Source organism: Gluconobacter sp. P1D12_c (assembly GCF_018812105.1).
GTDB lineage: Bacteria > Pseudomonadota > Alphaproteobacteria > Acetobacterales > Acetobacteraceae > Gluconobacter > Gluconobacter oxydans_A.
Genome location: NZ_JACSIQ010000001.1, coordinates 160,729 through 187,057, shown reverse-complemented (window position 1 = coordinate 187,057; position 26,329 = coordinate 160,729). Strand labels below are relative to the sequence as shown.

The 26,329-nt window shown below is 58.5% G+C and carries 28 protein-coding genes; 21 read left to right on the top strand and 7 right to left on the bottom strand.

The features are described 5' to 3' along the window. Positions 1-16: 16 nt before the first annotated feature. Both lptM and argH read right to left on the bottom strand, forming a co-directional pair. The gene (gene lptM / locus KP705_RS21735) at positions 17-154 is read right to left on the bottom strand and encodes an LPS translocon maturation chaperone LptM (protein WP_215751551.1); all 138 of its coding nucleotides are present in this window, start codon (positions 152-154) and stop codon (positions 17-19) included. Further along, positions 151-1,596, bottom strand: a complete 1,446-nt coding sequence (gene argH, locus KP705_RS00840) for an argininosuccinate lyase (RefSeq protein ID WP_046899611.1) — start codon at positions 1,594-1,596, stop codon at positions 151-153. Before argH ends, lptM begins: the two co-directional genes overlap by 4 nt. A 15-nt stretch (positions 1,597-1,611) precedes the next feature. Between argH and KP705_RS00835 the strand changes: the two genes are divergently transcribed. From KP705_RS00835 to KP705_RS00780, 12 genes are all read left to right on the top strand, one after another. Next, on the top strand, positions 1,612-2,187 hold the full coding sequence (locus KP705_RS00835) for a TlpA disulfide reductase family protein (protein WP_215763838.1): 576 nt from the start codon (positions 1,612-1,614) through the stop codon (positions 2,185-2,187). Positions 2,188-2,226: 39 nt separating this feature from the next. Next, a complete protein-coding gene (locus tag KP705_RS00830) occupies positions 2,227-2,796 on the top strand; it encodes a TlpA disulfide reductase family protein (protein ID WP_215763837.1) in 570 nt (189 codons plus the stop codon). A 34-nt stretch (positions 2,797-2,830) separates the two neighbouring features. Beyond that, complete coding sequence (locus KP705_RS00825; RefSeq protein WP_086634042.1) at positions 2,831-3,466, top strand: TlpA disulfide reductase family protein; 636 nt, start codon at positions 2,831-2,833, stop codon at positions 3,464-3,466. A 15-nt stretch (positions 3,467-3,481) separates the two neighbouring features. After that, a complete protein-coding gene (locus KP705_RS00820; protein ID WP_046899607.1) occupies positions 3,482-4,246 on the top strand; it encodes an N-formylglutamate amidohydrolase in 765 nt (254 codons plus the stop codon). Beyond that, entirely contained in the window at positions 4,243-5,073 is an 831-nt protein-coding gene (locus KP705_RS00815; protein ID WP_046899606.1) for a shikimate dehydrogenase, read from the top strand. Before KP705_RS00820 ends, KP705_RS00815 begins: the two co-directional genes overlap by 4 nt. A 3-nt stretch (positions 5,074-5,076) precedes the next feature. Beyond that, positions 5,077-5,682: a dephospho-CoA kinase gene (gene coaE / locus KP705_RS00810; protein ID WP_046899605.1), complete on the top strand. Its 606-nt coding sequence runs from the start codon at positions 5,077-5,079 to the stop codon at positions 5,680-5,682. Further along, positions 5,679-6,365 carry a DNA polymerase III subunit epsilon gene (dnaQ, locus tag KP705_RS00805; protein ID WP_046899604.1) on the top strand — a complete coding sequence of 229 codons (687 nt, stop codon included), beginning with the start codon at positions 5,679-5,681 and terminating at the stop codon, positions 6,363-6,365. The genes coaE and dnaQ overlap by 4 nt, the downstream gene beginning before the upstream one ends. Beyond that, a complete protein-coding gene (locus tag KP705_RS00800) occupies positions 6,365-7,273 on the top strand; it encodes a glycosyltransferase family 9 protein (RefSeq protein ID WP_046899860.1) in 909 nt (302 codons plus the stop codon). The genes dnaQ and KP705_RS00800 overlap by 1 nt, the downstream gene beginning before the upstream one ends. Before the next feature lie 115 nt (positions 7,274-7,388). Next, positions 7,389-8,390 (top strand): glycosyltransferase, encoded by a 1,002-nt coding sequence (locus KP705_RS00795; RefSeq protein ID WP_046899859.1) that lies wholly within the window; start codon positions 7,389-7,391, stop codon positions 8,388-8,390. Next, positions 8,390-10,150: an asparagine synthase (glutamine-hydrolyzing) gene (gene asnB / locus KP705_RS00790; RefSeq protein ID WP_215763836.1), complete on the top strand. Its 1,761-nt coding sequence runs from the start codon at positions 8,390-8,392 to the stop codon at positions 10,148-10,150. The genes KP705_RS00795 and asnB overlap by 1 nt, the downstream gene beginning before the upstream one ends. A 33-nt stretch (positions 10,151-10,183) precedes the next feature. After that, a complete protein-coding gene (locus KP705_RS00785) occupies positions 10,184-11,503 on the top strand; it encodes a dihydroorotase (RefSeq protein WP_215763835.1) in 1,320 nt (439 codons plus the stop codon). Between the two features lie 45 nt (positions 11,504-11,548). Continuing rightward, positions 11,549-11,929 (top strand): hypothetical protein, encoded by a 381-nt coding sequence (locus KP705_RS00780; protein WP_215763834.1) that lies wholly within the window; start codon positions 11,549-11,551, stop codon positions 11,927-11,929. Positions 11,930-11,936: 7 nt separating this feature from the next. Here the strand turns inward: KP705_RS00780 and KP705_RS00775 are convergent, their stop codons facing one another. Continuing rightward, positions 11,937-12,239 carry a hypothetical protein gene (locus KP705_RS00775; RefSeq protein WP_215763833.1) on the bottom strand — a complete coding sequence of 101 codons (303 nt, stop codon included), beginning with the start codon at positions 12,237-12,239 and terminating at the stop codon, positions 11,937-11,939. Positions 12,240-12,348: 109 nt separating this feature from the next. Here KP705_RS00775 and KP705_RS00770 point away from each other — a divergent pair, with 109 nt between their 5' ends. From KP705_RS00770 to KP705_RS00750, 5 genes are all read left to right on the top strand, one after another. After that, positions 12,349-13,074, top strand: coding sequence for a tetratricopeptide repeat protein (locus KP705_RS00770; RefSeq protein ID WP_215763832.1), 726 nt, complete (start codon positions 12,349-12,351; stop codon positions 13,072-13,074). Next, entirely contained in the window at positions 13,074-14,468 is a 1,395-nt protein-coding gene (locus KP705_RS00765; RefSeq protein ID WP_211496465.1) for a PQQ-binding-like beta-propeller repeat protein, read from the top strand. The genes KP705_RS00770 and KP705_RS00765 overlap by 1 nt, the downstream gene beginning before the upstream one ends. A gap of 4 nt (positions 14,469-14,472) precedes the next feature. After that, a complete protein-coding gene (der, locus tag KP705_RS00760) occupies positions 14,473-15,864 on the top strand; it encodes a ribosome biogenesis GTPase Der (protein ID WP_046899857.1) in 1,392 nt (463 codons plus the stop codon). Between the two features lie 184 nt (positions 15,865-16,048). Further along, positions 16,049-17,461, top strand: coding sequence for a sugar porter family MFS transporter (locus KP705_RS00755; RefSeq protein ID WP_215763831.1), 1,413 nt, complete (start codon positions 16,049-16,051; stop codon positions 17,459-17,461). 6 nt (positions 17,462-17,467) lie between these two features. Beyond that, positions 17,468-18,856 (top strand): MFS transporter, encoded by a 1,389-nt coding sequence (locus KP705_RS00750; RefSeq protein WP_215763912.1) that lies wholly within the window; start codon positions 17,468-17,470, stop codon positions 18,854-18,856. Here KP705_RS00750 and KP705_RS00745 read toward each other — a convergent pair. Then, a complete protein-coding gene (locus KP705_RS00745) occupies positions 18,825-19,493 on the bottom strand; it encodes a methyltransferase (RefSeq protein ID WP_215763830.1) in 669 nt (222 codons plus the stop codon). The two genes, KP705_RS00750 and KP705_RS00745, sit on opposite strands and share 32 nt — an antisense overlap. Before the next feature lie 5 nt (positions 19,494-19,498). Continuing rightward, positions 19,499-20,410, bottom strand: a complete 912-nt coding sequence (gene ubiA, locus KP705_RS00740; protein ID WP_203548576.1) for a 4-hydroxybenzoate octaprenyltransferase — start codon at positions 20,408-20,410, stop codon at positions 19,499-19,501. 36 nt (positions 20,411-20,446) lie between these two features. Between ubiA and KP705_RS00735 the strand changes: the two genes are divergently transcribed. The 3 genes from KP705_RS00735 to KP705_RS00725 all read left to right on the top strand — a co-directional run bounded on the left by KP705_RS00735 (position 20,447) and on the right by KP705_RS00725 (position 23,399). After that, positions 20,447-21,187, top strand: a complete 741-nt coding sequence (locus tag KP705_RS00735) for a 16S rRNA (uracil(1498)-N(3))-methyltransferase (RefSeq protein ID WP_211507614.1) — start codon at positions 20,447-20,449, stop codon at positions 21,185-21,187. 75 nt (positions 21,188-21,262) lie between these two features. Next, positions 21,263-22,639: a glutamate--cysteine ligase gene (locus KP705_RS00730; protein WP_099210279.1), complete on the top strand. Its 1,377-nt coding sequence runs from the start codon at positions 21,263-21,265 to the stop codon at positions 22,637-22,639. A gap of 127 nt (positions 22,640-22,766) precedes the next feature. Beyond that, the gene (locus KP705_RS00725; RefSeq protein ID WP_064274045.1) at positions 22,767-23,399 is read left to right on the top strand and encodes an outer membrane lipoprotein carrier protein LolA; all 633 of its coding nucleotides are present in this window, start codon (positions 22,767-22,769) and stop codon (positions 23,397-23,399) included. Between the two features lie 3 nt (positions 23,400-23,402). Here KP705_RS00725 and rsmI read toward each other — a convergent pair whose 3' ends face one another. Further along, positions 23,403-24,236, bottom strand: a complete 834-nt coding sequence (gene rsmI / locus KP705_RS00720; RefSeq protein WP_099211074.1) for a 16S rRNA (cytidine(1402)-2'-O)-methyltransferase — start codon at positions 24,234-24,236, stop codon at positions 23,403-23,405. Positions 24,237-24,385: 149 nt separating this feature from the next. Here rsmI and KP705_RS00715 point away from each other — a divergent pair, with 149 nt between their 5' ends. Further along, positions 24,386-25,666: a penicillin-binding protein activator gene (locus KP705_RS00715; RefSeq protein ID WP_046899591.1), complete on the top strand. Its 1,281-nt coding sequence runs from the start codon at positions 24,386-24,388 to the stop codon at positions 25,664-25,666. A 115-nt stretch (positions 25,667-25,781) separates the two neighbouring features. On the opposite strand, the gene KP705_RS00710 is transcribed toward KP705_RS00715, so the two are convergent. Then, positions 25,782-26,165: a hypothetical protein gene (locus tag KP705_RS00710; protein ID WP_174694759.1), complete on the bottom strand. Its 384-nt coding sequence runs from the start codon at positions 26,163-26,165 to the stop codon at positions 25,782-25,784. Positions 26,166-26,329: the final 164 nt, after the last annotated feature.

The window sequence follows — 26,329 nt, the reverse complement described above, 5'->3', positions numbered from 1 at the left end:
TTACCGGAGCAAAGTGTTACTCCGCGGGATAGCTCCGCGGGTATGTGACGTCAGAGTCTGGGCCCGGTGGGCGTGGCGCACCTTTCTTTCCACAGGCACTCAGGCTGGTGCTGAGGGCGAGAAAAGTCAGACTGAGAATCAAAAAACGTTTCATGTCGTCTCTCCAAGTTTGTTCAGCCAGGCCTGAGCCTGCTGCTGAACGTTGGACGGAGCCGTGCCGCCAAAGCTGGTGCGGGAGGCGAGGGAAGATTCAACCGTCAGAACATCAAAAATCCCTGCATTGATGCCCGGCTCCACCGCCTGCATTTCGGCAAGGGAGAGATCAGCCAGATCACAGCCTTTCTGTTCAGCGAGGCCGACCAAACGGCCTGTAACGTGATGAGCCGTCCGGAAAGGCACGCGGAGTTCACGCACCAGCCAGTCCGCCAGATCTGTGGCAGTGGAGAAGCCCATGCCTGCGACTTCACGCATACGGTCTGTGTTGGGCTTAAGGTCCCGGATCATCCCGTCCATGGCAGCCAGGGACAGCGTCATGGCTTCTGTCGCGTCAAAGACAGGCTCTTTGTCTTCCTGCGTGTCCTTTGCGTAGGCTAGCGGCAGGCCCTTCATAACAGTCAGCAGGCCAACGAAATTCCCCATAATGCGGCCGATCTTGGCGCGCACCAGTTCAGCTGCGTCGGGGTTACGCTTCTGCGGCATGATGGACGAGCCAGTCGTGAATGCGTCCGACAGGGTTACGAATCCGAAGGGAGCGGATGCCCACATGACGATTTCTTCAGCCAGTCGCGACAGATGCATGGCCTGAAGAGACAGGGCTGACAGGAATTCGAGAGCGAAATCACGGTCTGAAACGGCGTCGAGTGAATTGGCCGTCGGGCGATCAAAATCCAGCGCTGCTGCCGTCATTGCACGGTCGATCGGGAAGGACGTTCCAGCCAGAGCCGCTGATCCCAGCGGACACTCGTTCAACCGAGCCCGTGCATCGCGCAGGCGTCCACGGTCGCGGGAGAGCATTTCGACGTAAGCCAGAAGGTGATGGCCGAACGTCACAGGCTGAGCGACCTGGAGGTGCGTGAAGCCGGGCATCGGCGTTGCGTGATGTTCCAGTGCGCGTGTCGCAAGGGCGCGCATGAGGGAGGCAGTCTGTTCCTGAAGGCCGTCAATCGCATCACGCACCCACAGGCGGAAATCTGTGGCCACCTGATCATTGCGGGACCGTGCCGTGTGCAGGCGCTTGCCGGCTTCGCCAATCCGCTCGGAGAGGCGTGCCTCGATGTTCATGTGAATGTCTTCGAGGGCCGGGGAGAACTCGAAGCGTCCTTCGCCGATTTCCTGCGCGATATCACCCAGTCCCTGCCGAATTTCCGCAAGTTCGGTTTCCGTCAGCAGGCCGACCTTCTGAAGCATCGCTGCATGTGCGAGAGAGCCGCGGATATCCTGACGCCAGAGGATTTTATCAAAGCCGATGGAAGCGTTGATCTCACTCATGATCGCAGCCGGTCCGGAGGCGAAACGGCCACCCCATTGCGGGTTGGCAGCCGTACCTTCAAAGCTTGAGGCAGGATCGGTTTCTTTTTCGACAGGAACGTTTTTCATGATAACCGTAACAGGATGAAACAGAAGCAGATCGACCGGCGAACCCTTCTTTCAGGAGGCCTAAGCCTAGCTGCGGCGGCCAGCCTGCGCAATTCCGCACGTGCTGAAGATCGCCCGAAACCGATTGTTCCGTCTCTGGAGCCGGCGGCGGCACGTCTTACTCCGCTGGAATTGAAGCTTCAGCGGCCGGAGGGCGGCAGTCGTGCCTTGTCCGCCTGGCGTGGCACGCCATTTGTTCTGCATGTCTGGGCAACCTGGTGTGCGCCCTGCAAGCGTGAACTGCCGCAGCTGGATGCCTTTATGAAGGCGCTTGAAGACGACAGCCCTATCGTCCCGGTCGCCATGGCCAGTCATGGGCCGGATGCGGTCGCTGCGTTTCTTAAGGCGCAAAATCTGACCCATATTGATCCGTGGTCTGCGGATGCTCATGAATTCCAGAGCTGGCTGGGTGACAAGCCGCTAAGCTTTCCTTCTACCTATCTGATTGATGCAGAGGGTCGTCTTCGCGCGGTGATTGAAGGCGAAACGGACTGGGGGGCGCCAGAGAGTGTGGCGCAGTTCAGAAAAGTTATTGCAGCTTTGAAAAAGTAATGGTGTTCTGGCGAAAGTGACAGCAGAACGAGTGATTTGATGGCAGTGACGATTGGTCGGCGTGGATTTATTGCGGGCGTAGGCGGTTTGAGCGTGGCTGCCGGCCTGTCTGGTGCCGCATGGGCTGGAAAGCAGGAAAATCTTCGTTCGGTCAGGAGTTTAGCGCCGGGTAAGCCGCAGCTTGAGCCCGTAGCGCTGCAACTGATTGGCCCAGCAGGGGCAACGCAATCGCTGGCCTCGATGCGGGGTAAGCCATTCCTGCTGCATGTGTGGGCAACATGGTGCGGTCCTTGCAAACAGGAGCTTCCAAAGCTCGACGCTTTCTGTGCTGCCCTGGGGACAGACTGTCCCATCATTCCCGCTGCTGTAGCCAGTGCCACACCGGAAAAGGTTGCGTCATTTCTGGATGCGGCGGGTCTGAAGCACCTCCCGGCGTGGACGATGGACAAGGCTGCTTACAAAGCATGGTTGAAGACATCCGATGTCGCCATTCCAGTCACATACCTGATTGATTCGTCGGGTCGTCTTCGGGCTGCGGCCGAAGGTGGCGTGAACTGGTCCGCCCCTGATGCCGCGCGTCAACTGCACGACGTTCTTGCCGGAATCTGATTTTAATTTTCTGACGACACCAGGAATTCCACTAATGACTTTTTCTTTGACCCGCCGTGCCGCCCTCGCCGGAGCCGCCGGACTGCTCGCTTCTTCCCGTGTTTTCAGCGCTTCAGCTGAAGACAAAGGCATACCCTTTGTCCCGAATTCGTTCGGCGTTCTGGCCAAGCCTCGTGCTCTGCCAGTGCTCTCTTTCCAGAATGAGCAGGGGCAGGAAGTCCCTTTGTCGCATTGGTTCGGCAAGCCCTTCGTTCTGCACTTCTGGGCGACCTGGTGCCCGCCCTGCATTCGTGAACTTCCGTCCGTTAACGCGACGGCCAAGGCTCTGGGCGCAGACGGGCCACAGATTGTGACGGCCGCCGTACGCGGCAGTACGGTGCCCAAGGTCCGGGCCTTTTATGATGCACACAAGATTGACGCCCTGCCGCTTCTCGTGGACCCGACGTCCTCTGTAATGATGGAAACGGCGGATCAGGATGCTCTGGTGGCTTCTATCAAGCATGTGCGTCCAGATGATCTGAAAGATCTTACACCGAGTGTCATGGCGCTGCATGGCGTGCCCCGGTCCCTTCTGCTGAACGCCAAGGGTGAGGTTGTTGCTGAGGCCATTGGGAATATGGACTGGTCTGCCGATGCGGTCCGCCATACCCTGTCCGTCCTCGCAGGCTAACAACGTAAAGAGTCGATGTCCCTTTCTCTGCTGGGTGCCGATGATCCGGCACCGTTCCTCCTGTTCCCCGAGACCCAGCCATCACCGTTTGTGCTGGTGAGTGACCATGCGGGAAAAGCTGTTCCCAAAGCATTGGAGTTTCTCGGCGTTGGGGAACCGGACTGGCACCGGCACATTGCATGGGACATCGGGATCGTCGGGGTAGGGCGGTTTCTGCGTGACCTGCTGGGCTCTCCCCTGATTGAGCAGGTCTATTCCCGGCTGGTCATCGATTGTAACCGCGCACCGGGTCACCCGACATCCATGCCGCATGTCAGTGATGGGACCCACGTTCCAGGAAACAGTGAAGCGCCTGTTCATTGCCGGGCACGGCGCGAGCGCGAAATCCTCCATCCCTATCACGATGCAATTGCCGAGGTTCTGACAGAGCGGGCATCGCGCCCGACGGCCTTGATTGCCTTGCACAGCTTTACCCCGGAAATGGCGGGTGTTCGGCGCCCCTGGCAGGTCGGTATTCTTCATCACAAGGATAGCCGAATGGCTCGTGTGATGATCGATACTCTGCGGGCAGAAGGTGACCTTTGCGTTGGAGACAACGAGCCTTACGTTCTGACCGATACCAACGAATACACAGTCCCCCGGCATGCAGAAGCAAACGGGTTGCCCTATCTGGAAATTGAACTTCGACAGGACCTTATTGCGGATGAGGAGGGGCAACGTGCATGGGCGGAGCGTCTCGCAAGACTTCTGCCTCAGGTCTGGGAGACACTGGCTGCATGATTGACGGACACACAAAACTTGCTGGTGTCATGGGATGGCCCGTAGAGCATTCCCGTTCGCCCATGCTGCACAATCACTGGTGCAGGGTGCACGATGTGAACGGGACGTATGTGCCGCTCCCCACGCGACCGGAACATTTTGAGGCTGCTCTCAAGGGCCTGGCTGCGGCGGGCTTTCGGGGCGTGAACGTCACGATTCCGCACAAGGAAGCTGCCATGCGCGCCTGCGACAGCATGACGGATACCGCCAGACGTGCGGGAGCCGTTAACACTGTGCGTTTTGAGAATGGTCACATTATCGGCGACTGCACTGACGGCACGGGTTTTTGTGACAACCTTACCGCGCATGGCGTCACCTTGTCCGGCCGAGCGCTAATCCTTGGGGCTGGAGGCGCAGCGCGCGCGGTTGCGGCTGCACTGCTGGATCGTGGCTGTGAGGTTGTAGTCGCGAACCGAACCATGGCGCGCGCCGAAGCGATGGTCGAGGCCCTGAAGGGAGGGGAAGCTGTCGAGTGGTATGACTGGCCGTCTCTCCTTCCGGGCTGTTCACTTCTTGTCAATGCTACGTCACTGGGGATGAATGGCAAGGCCGACGTAGACTGGAGTGCAATGCTAAGGCAGGCCGGGTCCAGCCTGTGCGTGACGGATATTGTCTATACTCCGCGGGAGACACCGCTTCTGAAGGCGGCAAAAGCCGCGGATCTGCAAACGGTTGATGGTCTCGGGATGCTGATTCATCAGGCTCGGGCAGGGTTTCGATCCTGGTTCGGAGTAGATCCGGAAGCCGATGAGGCAACTTTTAATCTGCTGGCTGCAAGTCTGCGCTAACCCATGAAAATCATCGGTCTGACAGGCGGAATGGCGGCGGGGAAAAGTACAGTCGCCGCTCTGTTTCGTCGGGCCGGTGTGCCGGTTTTTGACGCGGACGCTGTTGTGCGGACCCTCCAGGGGCCAAGAGGAAAGGCGCTCCCCGCCATTGCCCGCGTCTTTCCTGTTGCAGTGCAGGACGGCGTTCTGAATCGTATAGCCCTGCGTCAGGCTGTGGTTGGAAATGTGGCCGCGCTTCAAGCGTTGGAGGCCATCATGCATCCGCTTGTAAAAGCCGAGCGAGAGAGGTTCCTGCGTCAATGTCGTGCGCGAAAAGAACCGTTCTGTGTCCTGGATATTCCGCTTCTGATGGAAATCGGTGAGGACCGGAAATGCGATGTGGTAGTGGTGGTTGAGGCCCCCATGGCAACACGCCTGTCCCGTATTCATCAGCGCGGGAAAACGGGTGCCAGAATGAGCGAAGCACAGGCACGTTCCCTTATCGCACGGCAAATGCCGGACCATGAACGCAGACGCCGGGCACACATCGTGATACGAACCGGCCTTTCCCGCGGATCTGCTGCCCGGCAGGTTCGCGCTCTTTTGCACCGTCTGCGCGAGGCTTCATGAAACGCTCGATCCTGTTCGATACGGAAACCACAGGCTTTGACCCGGATCAGGGCGATCGCATCATCGAAATCGCGGCCATCGAACTGATCGATGATCTGCCGACGACCAATTATTACCACGTGATGGTGCATCCGGAGCGCGACATTCCGGCCGAGGCTACGAAGGTACATGGTTTTCGGATTGAAGATCTGGAGGGTGCGCCGAAGTTTCCAGAAATCGCAGACGGATTTCTGGAGTTTATCGGCGATGCCCCGATGATCGCGCATAACGCGCGCTTCGACTTCAAATTCGTAAACGCCGAGCTGCAAAAATGTGGCCGCGCGCCGCTGGATTACGCCAGCCGTGCGATCGATACTGTCGAAATGGCGCGCAAAAAATATCCGGGTATGCCGGCTAGCCTTGATGCGCTGTGTCGCCGTTTCAACATCGACCTGTCCCAGCGTGGCACCCATAATGCTCTGCTGGACTGTAAATTGCTGGCAGAAGTGTATGTCGAACTGATGGGCGGCCGCCAGCGCGGGCTTGGACTGGCTGGACCTTCACGAAGCCGCAGTATCGCAGAAGCAGGTGATATGCTCGCGAACCGGACTCCACGGAAAATGGCGCTCCCGAATGCAGAAGAGCTGGCGGCTCATACAGCTTTTGTGGACGGTCTGAAGGACCCGGTGTGGCGCCGCGACTGATGAAGATCCTGTTCATCACGTCCAACAGGCTTGGCGATGCCGTTATTTCCACCGGTGTGCTGGATGCTCTGGAAAAACGTTATCCGGCAGCTGTATTTACCGTTGTCTGTGGGCCGGTCGCGGCAGGGTTGTTCGAGCCAGACCCTCGCTGTGAGCGGGTTATTACTCTTGAAAAACGCCGCCACGATCGACACTGGCTGGACCTCTGGTCTGCTTGCGTCCGAACGCGCTGGTTTATGGTTGTGGATCTGCGAGGCTCCCTCCTCAGCTTCACACTGCGAACCCGTCGAAGGTTGATCGTCCAGGGAGGGCGTCGGGACGGACGCAAGATCGAGCAGCTTCGTGATGCACTTGGCCGTCACAAAACCCCGATGCCGTGTGTCTGGACCTCTAGGCAGCATGACAAAACTGCAGAAGATCTGCTTGCGGGTGGCCCTTGGTTGGCTTTGGGGCCAACTGCGAACTGGGATGGCAAGATCTGGCCTCCAGAGCGATTTGTCGCGCTTGCTGAGAGCCTGCGTCGTCAGGGAATGCGCCCTGTTCTGTTTTATGGGCCGGGAGACGCCGAAAAGGAACGGGCCAGGCCTGTTCTGGAAGCGCTGCCGGAAGCGCTGGACCTCGGCGGAGACAGGTCTCTCGGAGAGGTGGCAGCGCTGCTTGCTCGTTGTGCTCTCTTTGTAGGCAATGACTCAGGCCTCATGCATCTGGCCGCCGCTGCCGGAACGCCCACGCTTGGTCTGTTTGGGCCCTCCCGCATGTCCGAATATGCTCCGTCGGGAACCGAGGCGTTCGCAATCGCGGCTCCCGGTCCGGAAGGAAAAGCGTCTTTGGAAAACCTGAGTGTCGAAGCGGTTCTGGATGTTGCCAAAGCCATTCTGGCAGGAAACGCTGGTTCCTTCAGGACCTGATCTTGAAGCGCTGCCCTGCATGGCCGATAGAGAAAGTATGAGCGTTTCTTTCCAGCCTTCGCCTGTGGTGTCGCCTTCTTCTTTTCCGGGGCGCAAAGCCAGAGTGGCCCATGTCATGGCAGGGTCGGCACGCGGCGGGGCGGAACTGTTTTTTGAGCGCCTTTCCATGGCTCAAACACAGGATAAGCGTCCTGTTCGCGCTCTGATCCGGCATGATGTCGCGCGGGAAGATCGTCTTCGTGCCGCTTGCGTGGAAACACAGACGTTCAGGTTTGGTGGCGCTCTGGATGTCAGAACGCGGTCGCACTTGCGGCGGAATCTGAATGAGTTTCAGCCTGATGTCGTTGTGGCTTGGATGAGTCGTGCGGCGCGCAAACTGCCGATTGGTCCCTGGCGGACAGCGGGGCGTCTGGGGGGATACTACGATCTATCCAATTATCGGCGCTGCGAGCATCTGATTGGTAATACGCGTGGTTTGGCCGATTGGATGAAAGCCCAGGGATGGCCTGCGAACCGCGTTCATTACCTACCGAATTTTGCGACAGATTTTGCGTCTGTGACGCCGGTACGCCCGGATTTCCTGCCTCCCGATGTTCCGTTTGTGCTGGCGTTGGGGCGTCTGCATGAAAACAAGGCGTTTGATGTCCTGATCCGTGCCATGACCCGTCTGCCAGGCGTGCATCTCGTCATTGCCGGGGAAGGTCCGGAGCGTGCGATGCTGGAAGCGTTGATCCGAAGCGAAAATCTTTCAGACCGTGTTCATCTTCCGGGGTGGGTCGCGGAGAGTGGGCCATGGCTGCGGGCCTGTGATGTTATGGTTTGCCCATCGCGGATCGAGCCGCTTGGAAATGTCGTGATTGAAGGTCTTTCAGCAGCGGTGCCTGTTGTCGGAAGTGCTATTCAGGGGCCTCAGGAAATTCTTTCCGGGACCGAAGATGGCCTTCTTGCTCCCGTTGAGGATGCTGAAGCCTTCTCTGCCCAGATCGGGAATATTCTGGAAGATAAGGCGCTTGCCCAGCGTTTGCGACACAATGGTCGTGCCCGGTTCGAGCGCGAGTTTGCACAGGATGTTGTGATGGCCCGCTGGTCCGAATTTCTGGACGGAGGGCTGACCTGATGTGTGGAATCGCCGGTCTGTCCTGTCTGCCCGGAAAGGCACCCGATCAAGCCGCGCTGGAACGAATGTCTGCTGCGATTTTTCATCGTGGGCCGGATGGGGAAGGGCGCCTGGATCTTACAGGCGCCGCGCTGAGACATCGCCGCCTGTCCATCGTGGATATTGCTGGCGGAACCCAGCCCTTCCGGGTCGGGAATGCGGCGTTGATTGCCAATGGAGAGATTTACAACGATCCGGACATTCGCAGTACGTTTCCTGCTGATCGTTTCCAGACCAAGAGTGATTGTGAACCGCCTTTGCACCTCTGGCTGAGAGATGGAACGGGTTACACGCACGAACTGCGCGGCATGTATGCCATCGCTGCCGTTGAGAACGAGCAAGGCCAGCACGAAATGCTGCTGTCCCGCGATCCGTTCGGCATCAAGCCACTTTATATTGCGGAATACGAAGGTGGAATCGCTTTCGCCTCAGAGGCGCAGGCTTTGCTGGCCGGAGGCTTTGGTGTCCGGCGGGTCAGGAGCAAGGCGCGGAATGAACTGCTCCAGCTTCAGTTCACAACCGGGCAAAAAACAGTTTTCCCGGGAATACGGCGCTTGTTGCCGGGTGAAACCCTGCGGATTGTGGATGGGCGGATTGTTGAGTCGCGTCGTCGTCACGCTTTGCAGGAAGCCACGGAAACCATCCCCGCTGACCTGACTGACGAGCAGGCTCTGCGCAGGCTCGATGCCGCCTTGACCGACAGTGTTCATGCGCACCTTCGGGCCGATGTTCCTCTGGGACTGTTTCTATCGGGCGGAATTGATAGTTCTGCTATTCTCGCTGCCGCTCATAAACTCGGGCTACCGCGCCCCATGACTTGGACGGCGCGCTTTGACACTGGAAAAGCGGACGAAGCTGCCGATGCCGCAGCGCTGGCGGCTTCCGTTGGTGCAGATCATCATGTTCTGACCGTCACAGAAGCAATGGTCTGGTCCCATCTGCCTGCCATCGTGGCCTGCATGGATGACCCCGCGGCAGATTACGCGATCATCCCAACGTGGTTTCTGGCGCAGGAAGCGCGCAAGGACGTCACTGTGATCCTGAGCGGCGAAGGGGGAGATGAGCTCTTTGCCGGATATGGGCGCTATCGTCGGGCCATAAAGCCGTGGTGGCGCGGCGGAAGAGGGCCCTGGCGTTCGGGTACATTTGGTCGTTGTGTGCCGGGGCAGGGGCGTCAGTGGCGCGCCGGGCTCGCGGCTATGGAACTGTCCCAGCGTTTGACGGGTCTTCCCGCTGTGCAGGCCCTTGATATCGCCGAATGGCTTCCGAATGACTTATTGCTCAAGTTGGACCGCTGCCTGATGGCGCATTCTGCTGAGGGGCGCACACCGCTACTGGACCCTGTTGTGGCCAAGGCTGTCTGGTCTCTCCCGGATCATTTCAAAGTGCGGGATGGATACGGTAAGTGGCTTCTGCGCCGCTGGCTTCAGGATGCGCTTCCACAGGCAAAGCCTTTCGCCCCAAAGCAGGGTTTCACTGTGCCTGTTGGGCCGTGGATCGAGAAACAGTCTCAACGACTGGGCCCGCTGGTGGCGCAACAGTCCTGCATTCAGGACGTCATGGCTCCGCACAAGGTCGAACGTATTTTCTCGACTGCGACCCAGCGCGGTCACGCCCGCCAAGCCTGGACGTTGCTGTTCTACGCTTTGTGGTTCCGACACCATGTTGAAGGCATTCCGGCTGACGGAGATGTTTTCGAGACACTTTCCCGCGCTCGCTAAGTGCGGTTTTCATCAGACTGACAAGGACAGACCATGCATTACGATCTGATTATCCGGGGTGGCCGCTGCGTATTCCCGTGGGGGGAAGCGGAGGCGGATCTGGGTGTCCGGAACGGCCGCATCGCTTCTCTGTCCGTTTCGCACGACGATGAGGCTGACAGGGTGATTGATGCGACGGGGCTGCATGTCCTGCCGGGCCTGATCGATAGCCATGTCCACCTGCGTGACCCCGGAAACGCTGCGGTAGAAACTCTTGAAACCGGAACGCGCGCGGCAGCTTTGGGCGGTATCGCAACAGTTTTCGATATGCCAAACACCTCGCCCAGCGTGACGGACAAGGCAATGCTGGACTGGAAGCGCGAGCACATCAGCAACGTCGCACATGTCGATGTTGGCATGTATATCGGGGCGACCCGTGACAACACGCCTGACCTTGGCATGCTGGAGCAGCAGCCAGGGGTTTGTGCGATCAAGGTGTTCGCGGGGTCTTCTACCGGCAACCTGATGATCGAGGACGACGAAGGCATCGAAGCCGTCATGCGTTCCGGCCATCGTCGTGTCTGCTTTCACTCAGAAGATGAATACCGTCTTCAGGCACGCAAACCGATGTTTCATGAGGGTCAGCCCTATGCCACGCATAGTGTCTGGCGGGATGTGGAATGTGCGTTTCTGGGAACGCGCCGCATCATGGCGATTGCCCGCAAGACGGGCCGGCCGGCCCATATTCTCCACACGTCTACAGCCGAAGAACTGGAGTATCTCGCTGACTTTCGGGATGTCTCAACAGTAGAAGTGCTGGTCAATCATCTCACGCAGGTTGGCCCGGAATGCTATGAAAAGCTGGGTGGTCTTGCCGTAATGAACCCGCCCTTGCGGGATCGCTATCACTACGAGGCAAGCTGGAAAGCCATTCAGGATGGTCGCGTCGATGTTGTGTCTTCGGACCACGCGCCGCATCCACTGGAAGCAAAGAAACGTCCTTGGCCGAATTGCCCGGCTGGCCTGACTGGTGTCCAGACCATTGTTCCGGTCATGCTTGATCATGTGAATGCAGGCCGTCTGTCACTAGCACGTCTGGTAGATCTGATGTCCGCCGGGCCCGCGCGTGTTTACGGTCTTCAGACCAAGGGCCGCATGGCTGTCGGTTTCGACGCAGATTTTACGCTTGTGGACATGAAAGCACAGCAGGAAATCACCAATGACTGGATCGTCTCGCCTGCAGGGTGGACGCCATTTGACGGAACCCTTGTGACGGGTTGGCCAATGGCAACCATCGTGCGTGGTACGATAGTCATGCAGGACGGTGAGGTGATTGGTGAAGCGACGGGACGGTTTGCCAAATTTGCGCCTTGATCGGGGCGTAGGGCGCGCGACGCTTCGACCATGAAAGAGAGTTTTATGATTCGCCCTGTCGCCGCACTCTGCGGCCTGTCCCTTTTGTCCGTGTTCGCCTTTGGAACAGCCAGTGCCGCCGAATCCGGTTGGAGCGCACCAAAATGTGGTGCCGAGCCAGACGCTCCGGCCGTGAAAGCTGGGACAGTTGCCCAGTACAACGAGAGCGTGGACCGAGTGACAGCCTATGAAAAAGAAGCGCGGGCCTATAACGCATGCGTTTCAGGGCAGGCAAACCGTGAAGAGACGGCCATCAGCCAGGAAGCCAGCGCGAAAATTTTACGTATTCATTCTGCCAGTGCTGCTGTCCAGACGCGTATTGCCGGATCATTCCAGAAGCTTTCTTCCGAATTGACTGCCGCAGGACGTAAGCTCGGGCATCACTGACGGGTTTTCACTGGCCCATCCGCACCTGATTCTGGTGTGGCGTTAGAGAAGTCGGACCTTCATAGGTCTGGCGCGCGACGTTTGGCATCAGGTCCGGCCTGGCCCAGCAATCCGTGCCTTCAAAACTGGTGGTGCAGTATGGCTGGGGCGGGGGTGGGCCAACCGGGCGGGAGCAGAAGCTTTCGTCATCATACAGATAGGCCGTATTGCAATCTTTTCCGGTAATGGCAGAGGCAATCCGGTCCGGCGCGCAGCCGCACAGTGTGCAAAGCATCAGAACCGGCGATAGAAGCAGAGCTGGTTTTTTCATGTTTGGCAGCATCATGCGGCAGGGGTTAAGGAAGCCCTAAATTGATAGCCGGTTTCTTTCGGTAACAGCTTCTCAAGCGAAGCGTTTGCCGCAAACGTGCGGCGCCTGTATGGTTCCGCCAGAACTTTACAAGACCGATCCAGCAGGGGACCAGGTGGCGGACGATTTCATCACAGAGGTGAACGAAGAAATTCGGCTTCAGCGCCTACGGGCAGCTGCGCGCCGATGGGGTGCTGTTGTGGCAGCTGTCGTCGTCGTGGGAGCGATTGGCGGCGGTGTCTGGGAGTGGCAGAATCACGCCCGGAAGCAGGCTCAGCAGGCCGCCTCAGCTCAGTATTTCAATACACTTGAGACGCTGGCTGATCCCAAGCACGACAAGACTGTCACGCAGAAAGCCGAGACGGTTTTTCAGGATCTGGCAGATCATGGACCTGTTGGCGTGCGGTCTTATGCAGCGCTGCGTCTGGCAGATCTGAAGATGCAGGATCATGATCTGGCATCTGCTTTGAAGGCCTGGAACAGCGTCGCGTCCGATTCTGTCGCTGAGCCTGCCTTGAAGGACATGGCCCGTTACATGGTCCTGAATGCTCAGACCAACACGGCGGACCCGAAGACGTTGCGTCCCGGCTATGAAGCGCTTGCGCAGAATGGTGGCGCCTGGTCAGCTCTGGCTCAGGAAGGTCTGGTTGCTCTGGATCTGCGTCCGGATGCGACGGCTGACCAGCAGAAAGAAGCCCGTCGCCTTCTGACGCAGATTGTTGGAAGTGTATCTGCACCTGAAGGGGCTCGTGCGCGTGCGCAGGCTCTTCTCGAAACTTTTGGAGACGCTGGTTAATGCGCCGTCCTGACCGTTCTTCTGCGCCTATGAACCGCCGTTCGATGCTGCGTGTTGCCTGTTCCGGCGCCGCTCTGACTGCGATGGGTGGATGCAGCCTCTTCAACGATGATGAGAAGCCTACGCTGGCCGGCCATCGCGTTGACGTGCTCTCCACTGGGGCAGGTCTGACCGTTGATCCGGAAGATCATACGCCCATCACATTGTCTGCACCGCAGTCCGTGACGGAATGGCTTCAGCCTGACCGCACGCCGGACCATGTTGCCGTCAATGCTGTCTGGAACGGTTCGGACATCAAGTGGAGCCGTTCTATCGGCGCCGAGGTGAACCCGACGAGCTTCCTGTCCATGGTGGCGATCATGCCGAACAGCCGCGGGGCCATTCAGTCCCCGCCGGTGATCGGGAATGGTCGGATTTTCACCACGGATGCACAGGGTGTGGTGAAGGCGTGGACGTGGCCGGGCATGAAGCAGCTCTGGTCCCATCAGCCGGCTCCCAAAAAGTCCCGCTCCACCAATATTGGCGGAGGCGTCGCACTCGATGGAGAGACCCTCTACATCGTGGATGGCGTTGCGCAGGCGTTGGCCGTCGATGCTGCCAGTGGCAAGATCAAGTGGGCTGTCGATCTCGGCACACCCGGGCGCTCTGCCCCCACGATTGCCGATGGTCTTGTCGTTTTCGGGACAATTGACGAGCGTCTTTACGCACTTGAGGCCGCAACTGGCCGACAGGTCTGGACATATCAGGCAACGGGTGCGGATACCGTCATCTTCGGGCAGGCTGCCCCTGCAATCGTAGATGGTGTGGTTCTGGCAGGCTTCGGCAGTGGCGACCTCGTCGCCCTGCGTGCGGCTTCCGGTGAAATGGTGTGGAGCGATAGCCTTGGCGGTGCCAACGGTATGGGCGCCATGCTGGATTTCTCCTGCATCCGCGGGGCTCCGGTCATCAAGGATGGCACGGCGTATGCTATTTCCATGTCCAACGTTCTTGTGGCTGTGGATATGCGCTCCGGACGTCGCTTGTGGGAGCGTGAAGTCAGTGGCCAGACGCCCCTGACAATCTGCGGGGACTGGATGTTTGTCCTGTCCACCGATCAGCAGCTTGCCTGTCTGGACCGTCTGTCCGGCCACGTACGCTGGATTACCCAGCTTCGCCGCTTCCGCCGACAGGAAGTGCAGAAGGACGCCATCCAGTGGGTCGGTCCTCTGCTCGTAAACGGCAAGCTGGTCTGTTTCTCTACCCTGCCGCAGGAAGGCATGGTGATTGTTGATGCCGTAACCGGCAAAATTGAATCGACCCGTAAAACCACGGCTCCATGCCAGGTTCAGCCGATCGTCTGTGACGGTCTGGTTCTGACGCTGTCCCAGGATGCTGTTCTGCGGGCCTATGGCTGAACGAATGACCTCTGAGAATCTGCCCGTAGTTGTTATTGCCGGGCGCCCGAATGTCGGGAAATCCACTCTTTTCAACCGGCTTGTCGGGCGTCGTCAGGCGCTCGTCTCCGATCAGCCCGGTGTGACGCGTGACCGCAAGGAGGGCGAAGCCCACATGCGCGGTCGCCGCATCCGTGTGATTGATACGGCGGGCCTCGAAGAAGCTGCGCCGGACACGCTGTTCGGTCGTATGCGCGCATCATCTGAATCCGCCGTCTCCATGGCAGATCTGGTGCTGTTCTGCATTGATGCACGCGCAGGCATCACGCCAACTGACGCTCATTTTGCCAATTGGCTGCGTCGCCAGAATCGTCCGGTTCTGCTGATTGCCAATAAGGCAGAAGGGCAGGCTGGAACCAATTCCGCACTTGAGGCCTACTCGCTGGGTCTGGGCACGCCACTGGCGCTGTCCGCCGAGCATGGTGAGGGCATCAGTGACCTCATGGGAGAGATCGTCGATCGTCTTCCCGGGGCTCCGAAGCAGGAGCGCCGTCGTCGTCGTGACGAGGAGCCGGAAGAGGGCGAGGAGCCTGAAGAACGTCCGGCTGGCCCGCTTCATCTGGCAATTGTGGGGCGCCCGAATGCAGGCAAATCCACGCTTCTGAATTGCCTTCTCGGTGAAGAGCGGATGATCACCGGCCCCGAAGCTGGTCTGACCCGCGATTCGATCTCCGTCGATCTGCATGACGAACACGGTCCGATCAAGCTTGTTGATACGGCAGGGATGCGGAAGCGCGCCCGTGTCGAGCAGCATCTTGAGCGCATGTCTGTTTCTGCCTCTATCGAAGCGCTGAAAATGGCAGAAGTCGTCGTGCTGACGATCGATGCCACACTGGGTGTGCACGAGCAGGATCTTCAAATTGCCCGTCTGATTGAGAAGGAAGGCCGCGCCTGCGTTCTGGCTCTCAATAAGTGGGACGCTGTTGAAGACCGCGTTGCTACACGTCAGGCCATTTCAGACCGGATCGAGACATCTCTTGCTCAGGTTCGTGGCATCCCGGTCGTCACGTTCTCGGCGTTGACGGGGGCTGGCGTTAACCGTCTTCTTCCAGCTGTCCGGAAAGCGTACGAAGTCTGGAATTCGCGCGTCACGACGGGTGAGCTGAACCGTTGGTTCGAAGCAATGCTGGACCGTCATCAGCCGCCTCTGGTTGATGGACGCCGCCTCAAGCTGCGTTATATGACGCAGGTGAAGGCTCGTCCGCCCACATTCATTCTTTTCGGTACCCGAGCAGAAATGCTGCCCGATGCGTACAAGCGCTATCTGGTAAACGGGCTGCGCGAGACATTCCATATGCCTGGCGTGCCCATTCGTATTCAGCTTCGTGGGACGACAAATCCTTACGCGGATAAGTGAGAGCTGTTTTTTGTTCCGTTATGCAATGAACGCATAGCGGAACAAAATCTTCTCACAGGACTGCAAAACTCCCCATTTTCGTATACCTAATCCTTCGTCAGCCTATGGCGGTGCATGGTGTTCGGCCCTAGAAGAGCCGCCAAGCCCTACATCAGGCCTGAGTTAGAGATGAGGATTACAGATTATGGTCGGGATTGCTGCGGTTCGCAGTGAAGGCTCCTCAGGAGAGCCTCAACGCAGCACGGCGCGCGCCACGGCATTGGGCATCATGGCAGCTCTCGCTGGTCTGATGTTCGGTCTCGATACCGGCGTTGTCGCTGGCGCCTTGCCCTTTATCGCTACAGATTTCCACGCGAGTGACGCCCTGCAAGGGTGGATCGTATCATCGATGATGGCGGGGGCAGCATTCGGCTCTCTCGTCGCCGGTCGGATCTCCAGCCGCTACGGCCGGACAGGAGCCATGCTCGTGGCTGCAGTTCTGTTCCTTGTGGGAACGTTACTGTGCGCGTTGGCGCCTTCTGCTCTGGTGCTAATTATTGGGCGCGTCTTTCTGGGCCTTGCTGTCGGTTTGGCGGCGTTTGCTGCTCCTCTCTATATCTCTGAAATCACGGTGGAATCTGCGCGCGGTTCCATGATTTCATTCTATCAGCTCATGGTCACGCTCGGGATTTTTCTGGCCTTTGTGTCTGACAGTCTGCTGGCGACAGGTCAGCATTGGCGCTGGATGCTGGGGATCATGGCCATTCCTGCCACCCTGTTTCTGGGCATTGTCCTGATCCTGCCACACAGCCCGCGCTGGCTGATGATGCAGGGACGCAAGGATCATGCGCGTCGCGTGCTCAATAGCCTTCGGTCTGATGAAGAAGTGGCAGAAGCTGAGCTCGCAGATATTCAGGCGCGTCTTCACAAAAGCAGCGACGCTGGCTTTGGCCTTTTCCGGAGCAATCCCAACTTTCGCCGCTCCGTCTATCTCGGAATGCTTCTGCAGGTCATGCAGCAGCTCACGGGTATCAACGCGCTCCTGTATTATGCACCACGGGTCTTTCAGGCCGCTCATTTCGGGGTTAACGCGTCCATCTGGGCCACGACACTCGTGGGTCTGACGAATATGATTCTGACGGGTGTTGCAATTGCCTGCGTGGACAAGTGGGGGCGCCGTCCTTTGCTTATTCTAAGCTGCGCAATCGCGGGCTTTGCGCTTCTGGGCGTGGGTGCGTTGCTGGCTGTGGGCGCGTCGAGCTTTGAGGCGCAGATTGCACTGTGTGGATTTGTTTTGTTGTTCGTCGCTGGATTCGCAATCGGAGAGGGGCCGCTGGTCTGGACGCTGTGCTCCGAAGTTCAGCCAACGCGCGGACGTGATTTTGGAATCGGCTGCTCAACGGTTACGAACTGGGCTGCAAACTGGGCCATTTCCAAGACTTTCCCCATGATCATGGTGGCTATGGGGGCAGCATCAACATTCATTATGTTTGCAGCGTTCAATGGACTTTTTGTTCTCGTCACCCTCATGATGGTTCCGGAAACGAAAGGTGTTTCCTTGGAGACACTTGAGGCCAATCTGTTTTCGGGCAAGAAACTTAGAAATCTGGGACGTTAAATCGTGATGAAAGCCAAGGCGGCGGACGAGAGTGATCTCGGCGTCGACCCTCAACGGCACGCTGGGCTCTACGGAGCCCAGCGTGCCAAAGCAATGTCAGCCGTTCTTCTTGGGCTGCTTCTCTCCGTTCTGGATTACGCCATAGCAAACGTGGCGCTTCCCTCCATTGCCCATGATCTGAATGCCCCGTCGTCTCGGGCGATCTGGGTGGTGAACGCTTATCAGCTCGCCAATCTGTCCTGTCTGCTCCCACTCGCGTCTTTTGGCTCCCGAGTAGGCTTCGCCCGCATGAGCCAGATTGGGATTTTTCTATTCCTCATTACGTCTGTTGGCTGTGCCCTGTCCCAGAACCTGCTGGAACTGACATTGGCGCGCGCCCTTCAAGGTGTGGGTGGTGCCTGCATCATGAGCGTGAATATTGCGCTCGTACGCTTCATTTATCCACACGCAGAGCTTGGTAAGGGCATTGCTCTGAACGGTCTGTTTGTTGGGATTGGCGTCGCTCTTGGTCCGACGATTGGGTCGATCGTCCTTTCGGTCGCGACTTGGCCCTGGATTTTCTGGATCAATCTCCCACTCGCACTTGCCGCTCTCGTCATGGCCCATTTCGCGTTGCCGCAGACACCGCGGAGCGAGACGCAGGCAGATATTCCGGGTTCGCTTCTGACCATAGCGTCCTTCGCTTTGCTAGGCATCGGGCTGGACGGATTGATGCACGGCGATTTTCTACCCGGATCGTTGCTCACGGGAGCGGGCATCATCTGCTGGTGGCTCCTCCTGCGGTATCAGAAGGGACGGCGTGAGCCTATTGTCCCGGTGGATCTTCTCGCGCGGCGGCCTTTTCTGTTGGCGTGTCTGGTCGGATTTCTTGGTTTTGTGGCCTCCAACCTCTACATCGTCGCCATGCCGTTCACCTTGGCATCGGCTTTTCATCGTGGAGATTCCACGATTGGCTTGCTGATTGCGCCTTGGGCTGTTGGCGTCGCGGTGATGTCGTTTGTCGTTGGAAAGATTGCTGACCGCTTTCCCGCTTCAGTTCTCTCCTCGCTCGGACTGCTCCTGACAGCATTCGGCTTTATGTTGCTCTGGTTGTTGCCCCTGGACGCAAGCAACGCTGCGATCGCGTGGCGGACGCTTCTGGCGGGATGTGGGTTCGGGCTTTTCCAGCCACCCAACAATCGGGCCATCATGGTCTCTGCGCCGGCTGGGCGGGAAGGTGGGGCGAGCGGCATGCTGTCCGTCGCTCGACTGGGTGGCCAGACGACGGGTGCGCTACTCGTCGCAGCTCTTTTCACGATCTTCCCACATCCAGCCTTCATCTGCCTTGGAGGGGCGATGATCGCCGCGCTAACGGGATCTGCCCTTAGTCTTGGGCGGAAATACCTCGCAGACTGAAGAGCGTCGTCGTTCGTTGATCGGTACTTTCCAGCTCCTGAGTGGTCTGGACGTTCTGTTGAATCAGGATGTCCAGATCCAGCTTTGGGGCATAATGGCGCCCCGGATCACAGAGCCAGACTTCGCAGTGCCGGGCACATTCCAGCAGCCAAGGCATGATGCGTGCAGCCATCGCCTCGTTGTAACAGACATCTCCGATTACCAGCAGATCACAGTCCGGCTTTGAACCGACAAGATCGCCTGGACAAGGCACTACTGTCACGGCATTGAGCGTGGCGTTAAAGGCCGTTGCTTCGAGAGCCATAGGGTCAATATCATTGGCCGCTGCGATAGACGCACCCGCTTTTACGGCGGCAATGGCGGCTAATCCGCATCCACACGCCACATCCAGAACTCTTCTGCCTTCAACGCGCTGCGGATTATCCAGGATATATCGCGCAATAAGCTGACTGCCTGGCCATGCAAATGCCCAGAACGGGGGCTCAATACCGTGCGCTTCGAGGAAGGCTTCGCTGGCCTGCCAGATGGGAGTGATGTCTGTTGCCAGATGCAGGGGAATTTCGGGAACAAGGCTGGCGGTCTCGACCGCCGTATTCTCGCGGATAAATGCCGCGGGGTCCTGCAGTCTGACAGACATGATGTTCAAAGTCTTCCGCAGATAAAGGCCAGAGCCAGAAGGAAACCGATTGGAACGTTCTGCTTGAATTGTCGCAGGCAGTTTGGCGCATCGTATGGGTTCAGCGTGCGAGCCTGCTGAAGAAGGAGGCCACCGGCGATCAGGAAGAACAGCCAGAACCCCAGATGCAGATGGGCATGAATGGCGACGAGTCCCAGCGCCAGAAGCATCAGGCTGTAGCAGGTGGCAATAAAGGGCTGAGCGCGCTTTTCCATCAAGCGAGACGTGGAGCGAACACCGATGCGGGCATCATCTTCCATGTCCTGGAAGCCATAGATGGTATCAAAGCCGAGCTGCCAAAGGATGACGGCGCCATACAGCAGCGCGCCATTTCCATCCAGGCCGCCTCCTGCTGCGGCATAGCCCATGGGCGCACCAAAACCGAACGTGAAGCCCATGACGAGTTGTGGCCACCACGTCACACGCTTCGCCGCAGGGTAGAGCGCCACAAGCAGCAAAGCAAAGGGCGCCAGAAGCCAGCATGCGCGGGGCAGGCACACCAGAACGCCCAGACCACACAGAAGTAAAAAGGCCAGCAGCTTAAGGCCCTGCTTCAGGGAGAGCGCACCACTGGCAAGCGGACGGCCCGCGGTTCGAGCAACCTTGGCATCAATATCGCGGTCCCAGATGTCATTCACCACACATCCGGCAGAGCGCATAACGAGTGAGCCGAACGCGAACAGCGCTGTGTAGACAACGCGGAGACCGAGCGGCGCATCAAGGGCAAGGAACAATCCCCAAACCCCCGGGAGAAACAGCAGCCATGTACCAACCGGGCGATCCAGTCGGGCCAAAAGTGCGTAGGACCGCCATGGTTCGGGCAGGCGGCCGGTCCAGCCTGTCAGGCTGATATCGGTATGGGGGCGGGTTTCACTCATCAAAGCACGTGATGAGGGGCAGATGCGCTTCCGTCAATGGCTGTTGCGCGCTATCGGAAAAGGATGAGCCGATCTGATCCCCGTCTTTATCTTGAAGTGCCGGATGTTCCCTTCACGGAAGGGCTGGAACTTCCTCTTCCCGCCAGTCAGGCCCACTATCTTGGCAATGTCATGCGGCAGAGCACTGGAGATCCGGTACGTGTCTTTAATGCGCGCGATGGAGAGTGGAATGCCATCATCCAGACCTTACGAAAAGACAAGGGAACAGTGCGGCTGGGAACGCGAGAGCGCGCACCTCAGGTCACAGAGGGAGTGGAGCTGCTGTTTGCGCCCCTCAAGCGTGATGCGACAGAACTCGTTATCCGGATGGGGACTGAACTCGGAGTGACGTGTTTTCGGCCCGTCGTAACCGAACGAACCAACACGCACCGTCTGAACCTCGACCGTCTTGCCCTGATTGCCAGTGAAGCTGCTGAACAATGCGAGCGGCTGGATATTCCTGAAATCCAGCCGCTGGAGCCCTTGAAATCCGTTCTTGCGGAATGGCCTGAGGACAAGCCGCTGTTTGCGGCTCTTGAGCGACGTCCCGGGGCGGATGGCCCTTTGGTCGCATCTGCTCTTCTCATTGGGCCTGAAGGTGGCTTTTCCGATGCGGAGGTGGCGCTGCTTCAGAAGCATCCTGCTGTTCATGCGCTGACACTGGGGCCGCTGGTGCTGCGCGCCGAGACGGCTGTCTGCGCCGGACTGGCGCGACTTGCACTGCGCCGTGGGGCCTGAGGGTGACAGGACAGTCTGAGGTGCTACAAGTTCAATCAATATCGAACAACGATCGCAAATCGAGGCAAAACCGCCATGTCCAATCCCGGCACGTCTAATAGCGCAACGATCGAGAATCGGGCGCAGCTCGTCGAGGTTCTGGAACGGGGCTCCAAGCCACGGTCCGAATGGAAGATCGGAACCGAACACGAGAAGTTCGGCTTTGTACTGCCGGGGCAGGATGATGGGCGTACACCGTTGTCAGCGCCGCCTTATGAACCCAAAGGTATTGGCGCGCTGCTGCGGAAACTGGAGGGACCGGACTGGGCTCCTATCCACGACGGTGAGGCGCTGATCGGTCTGGCAGGACAGAACAGCCAGAAAGGGCGGTCCATTTCTCTGGAGCCCGCTGGACAGTTCGAGCTTTCCGGTGCGCCGGTTGTCTCCTTGCAGGAAACGCAGAGCGAGATGCAGGAGCATTTCGATCTGATCCGCGGTCCTGCAGCTGAACTCGGACTGGGCTTTCTGCCATTTGGTTTCCAGCCGCTCTGGGCGCGCGACGAGATGCCGTGGATGCCCAAGAGTCGGTACGCCATCATGCGCAGTTATATGCCCAAGGTTGGCACGCTGGGCCTGGATATGATGACGCGGACCTGTACTGTGCAGGTCAATCTGGACTTCGGTGATGAAGCCGATATGGCCCGCAAGATGCGTGTATCGCTGGCGCTTCAGCCATTGGCCACGGCTCTGTTTGCGAATTCGCCTTTTGTGGAAGGCAAAGCAAACGGCTTCCTTTCCAACCGCGCCCGTATCTGGACCGATACCGATAATCAGCGTTCAGGCCAGCCATCGCTGTTCTTCGCAGAAGATTTCAGCTTCGAGAAATACGTGGACTGGGCGCTGGATGTGCCGATGTATTTCGTCGCTCGGGACGGGAAAAACATTGACGCCAGTGGCTGCTCCTTCCGGCGTTGGCTGGAAGGCAGTGCGCAGCCCGCTCTGGACGGTCTGACGCCGACTATTGGTGATTTTGAGGATCACCTCACGACTGTTTTCCCTGACGTGCGCCTCAAGCAGTTCCTTGAGATGCGTGGCGCGGACGCCGGTCGTCCGGAGATGATGGTTGCCCAGTCTGCGCTTTGGGTTGGCCTGTTCTACGATGCCGCAACATTGGAAGCCGCTGAAAAGCTGGTATTGGAACAGCCTTGGGAGGTTTATCAGCAACTCCGTGCGGATGTTCCTGCCAAGGGCATGCAGGCTGATTTTCCCGGTGGCCTGAAAGCACTGGCAAAGCGCGTTGTGGCTCTCGCGGAGCAGGGACTTCGTGCCCGTGTTCGCAACGAAGCACAGTTCCTGGACCCGCTGCATCTGATTGCAGATGGTGGTCCCAACCAGGCTGAGTACTGGCTTGCCCTGTATGAAGGTGCATGGGGCGGAAATGTGAAGCCGCTGTTCCGCGAAGCATCGATCTGAAGTCAGACGTATTGGAGTAGGGCGTTAAGCCCTGCTGCGATCAGTTTCCGGTTTGTGCAGGAACACGTTATGGAATGCAGGTGCGAAGCTTTTTGCAACCCGTGACCTGATCGGCAGTTCCAGAGGCATGATGAACCGTCTTTTCTTCCGCGCGGCTGTGGCCAGCGCTTTCATATCCGTAGCAGCTCTTCCGCTCCCTGCCATGGCTCAGGCCGTTCCCGCACAACTCCGTCCTGTGGATCAGGGCTGGGTTGCGCGCGTTCAGGATACGCTGGCGCAGATCACAACGCTTCAGGCGCGGTTTCAACAAATTGCACCAGATGGGAAAGCTGTTGCCGGGACAGCCACGCTTGATCGTCCGGGGCGAATGCGCTTCGACTATGACAGTCCCAGCCCGCTTCTTCTTGTCGCCAATGATGGCAAGGTCGTTTTTCAGGATCGGAGCGTCGGACAGGTAACGGTTATGCCGCTGGACCGTACTCCCCTCGGTTTGCTGCTGCGGCCTGATCTGAAGCTTTCAGGGGATGTCACGGTAACAGGATTTGAGCGTAAGAACGGTCAGATCAACCTTCAGGTTGAAAAAACGGAGAGCCCGGGTGAGGGGAATCTGACCCTCATGTTCTCCGAAGCGCCACTTGCTCTTTTGGGGTGGGAAGTCGTGGATGCTCAGGGCCGAACAACGCGTATCGCCCTGTCAGACATCAGGACGGGCGGAAGCGTATCCCAGTCTCTGTTCACGCTCCCGAAGTCTGAGGACTGACGTTCAGTCCTTTGTTTCGCGGGAAAGCTCCAGTGCGCGGGCATAAACCGTGCGCTTGGGCAGTTTGATAATTCCCGCCACGAGAGTGGCCGCATCCTTCACCGAATGACTGGTCAGCGCTTCCCGGAGATGCGTATCCAGATCGTCTGCACCGCTATCGTCTTCCGCTGAGGGGCCGATCAGGAGTGTAATCTCACCCCGTGGTGCAGTTTCCTGGAAATGGGCGAGCACTTCCGCCAACGTTCCCCGCACCATCTCTTCGAAGCGTTTTGTCAGTTCTCTGCCAACCGCTGCCTCGCGGTCAGGGCCGAAGACGGTGATCAGATCTTCCAGTGTCTCGACGAGGCGGTGCGGCCCCTCATACCAGATCAGAGTGGAACGAACGCCAGCCTGTTCTGCGGCCCGAAGCGTCGCGAAGCCTGTCTTGCGGGCTTCGCTTCGCGGCGCGGGAAAGCCGAGAAACATGAAGGGAAGAGGGGGGAGGCCTGAAAGAGTCAGAGCCGTGATGACAGCGTTTGGACCCGGAATGGCCGTAACATGAACGCCAGCCGCGATCGCTGCCCGGACGAGCCGATAGCCCGGGTCTGAGACAAGGGGAGTGCCTGCGTCTGACACCACGGCAAAGCTGGCACCAGCCACCATTTTTTCCACAAAGAACGGTGCGCGATCCTGTTCGTTATGATCGTGAAGCGTTCGTGTGGGAGTGGAGATGTTGCGCGACATCAATAATTTTGCCGTAACGCGTGTATCTTCGCATAAAATAGCTTCAACACTGTTCAAGGCTTCAATCGCGCGCTCGCTGATATCGGCCAGGTTGCCGATCGGCGTCGCAACCAATATCAGTTGTCCCCCCACTCTCGGGCCATGCTCCGAAGGCGGGGCGGTCGTTAACGTTTCAGCCGTATCGCTCAAGGGAGTTTCAGCGGAACATGACTTTTCGGACATCTGCATCCTCGGTGACGAACTCAAGGGTCTATTCTGGACCGATGAGCCGTCTGCGCAAGGGTGTAAGCACTGGGCTGGCCGCAGGAACCTTCCTGACGCTGGCCGCCTGCTCCGGCGGAAACTCCTCTTTGACATCTGGCGTGGGTGGAATTCCCGGCTCAGGCCAGGCTCCTGGCGCACATGACGTTGGCCTTATCCTTCCCCTGACGGGACGCTACGGTGCCATCGGTGCGCGAATGCGTGATGCAGCCAAGCTGGCTCTGTCTTCACAAGGCTCGCCTGTGCTGGACGTTCATGACAGCAACGCCGCCGGTGGCGCAGCTCAGGCTGCCCATGACGCCCTGACGCGTGGCGATGCCATGCTCCTTGGGCCGCTAACGGCTACAGAAACTGCGGCTCTCGCACCGCTGGCTGTTGAAGCAGGCAAGCCTGTTCTGGCGTTCACAAGCGATTCCACGCAGGCTCGTCCTGGCGTCTGGGTGATGGGACTGACGCCGGAGCAGCAGGTTCGCCGGATGGTGGATGCTGCACGCGCAACGGGCCGCAAGAACTTTGCAGCCTTTTTGCCAGATAGTGCGCTGGGGCATGCGATGGCGGAAGGACTACAGCGGGCCTGCCGGGATGACGGTCTGAAAGATCCGCAGATCGTTTTCCATTCCATGGATGCGCAAACCATCGACAATGGCCTCAAATCCCTTTCAGATATTGCCAATCGCCAGCCGCCGGCACCTGTGGTTTCGACGCCGACCGGTCCATCGGCTGTTGATCCTACGGCCGATTCGCCTGCCGACTCGACAACGCCTGCGCAGCCCCCAGCAACTCCAGTTGCTGCGCCAGTGGTGCCGCCCCCTCCGTTTGATGCTCTTCTGCTGGCAGATACCGGTGTGGAGCTAGGGCGCATCATCACTGCGCTACACGCTGACCAAGTGACGTCAGATCAGGTGCAGATCATGGGGCCAGCACTCTGGAAGGCATTTGATGGCAAGCTCAGTGCCCTGCATGGTGCCTGGTATGCTGCGCCCGATGCCAAGGATCGCAATGGGTACGTGGCCCAATACAAGGCGGTTTATCATCAGGCGCCATCACCTGTGACGGATTTCGCCTATGATGCCGCAGCTCTTGCCGGCAACCTGATGAAGCAGGGAGGCCCGACCGTTCAGGCGTTGACCCGTCCGGACGGCTATATGGGTGTGGATGGCCTGTTCCGCCTGCGCGCTGACGGTCATGTCACTCGCGCGCTGGCTATTTTCCAGATTCAGCGTGGCGGAGGTGCCCGCATCGTTGTTCCAGCATCGCGGGATATTGCGGTCCGTCCAAGCTGAGAAAATACTGCTGGTTCAGAAACAGAAACACGCGTCCATGGCGATTGGCGCGTGTTTTTTTATGGCTTTTCTTGAAAGCCAACTGGCGTGTCAGGGGTGAGCCTGACCGCGCAGATCAGGCTGCGTAGGTCTCGGCCAGCGGCAGAACCGGGCGAATAGTGTGAAGAGCCAGTTCGAAGCTGGCGTAGCTGCCCAGTTCATGATTGCGCAGATGATCGATCAGGACCCAACGCATCCCCTGCGGGCGGAGCATGTAGGCTGGATCCGGGTTCTCACGGACCCAGACCAGAACATGCTCAATGGGCGTTGTTCCATCGAAATTCGTGACCCCGGAATCCGTCGGTGTGATTTCTGCATCGAAGAGACCCATCCGCATTCCGGCTTCCAGCCACCGTGACAGATATTCGCGGTGACGAGGGAGAACACCCTGCCTCAACGTCACGACATTACCGCCCATCGAAACGGGTGAAAGATCGTATAGGGGAGTTGCCTGCGCCATCAGGAAAGTCCTCATCAGAGCGGGGCGGGGGAGCCCGTGGATTGCGATAAGGTCAGGCTAAAATCCAAACGGCCCCTTTCACAATCTAAAATGACGCCAAAACCCCTTTCCGCGACATAAACTTTCCCCACTGTGACAAATCTGCCATGCAAAAATTGCATGGC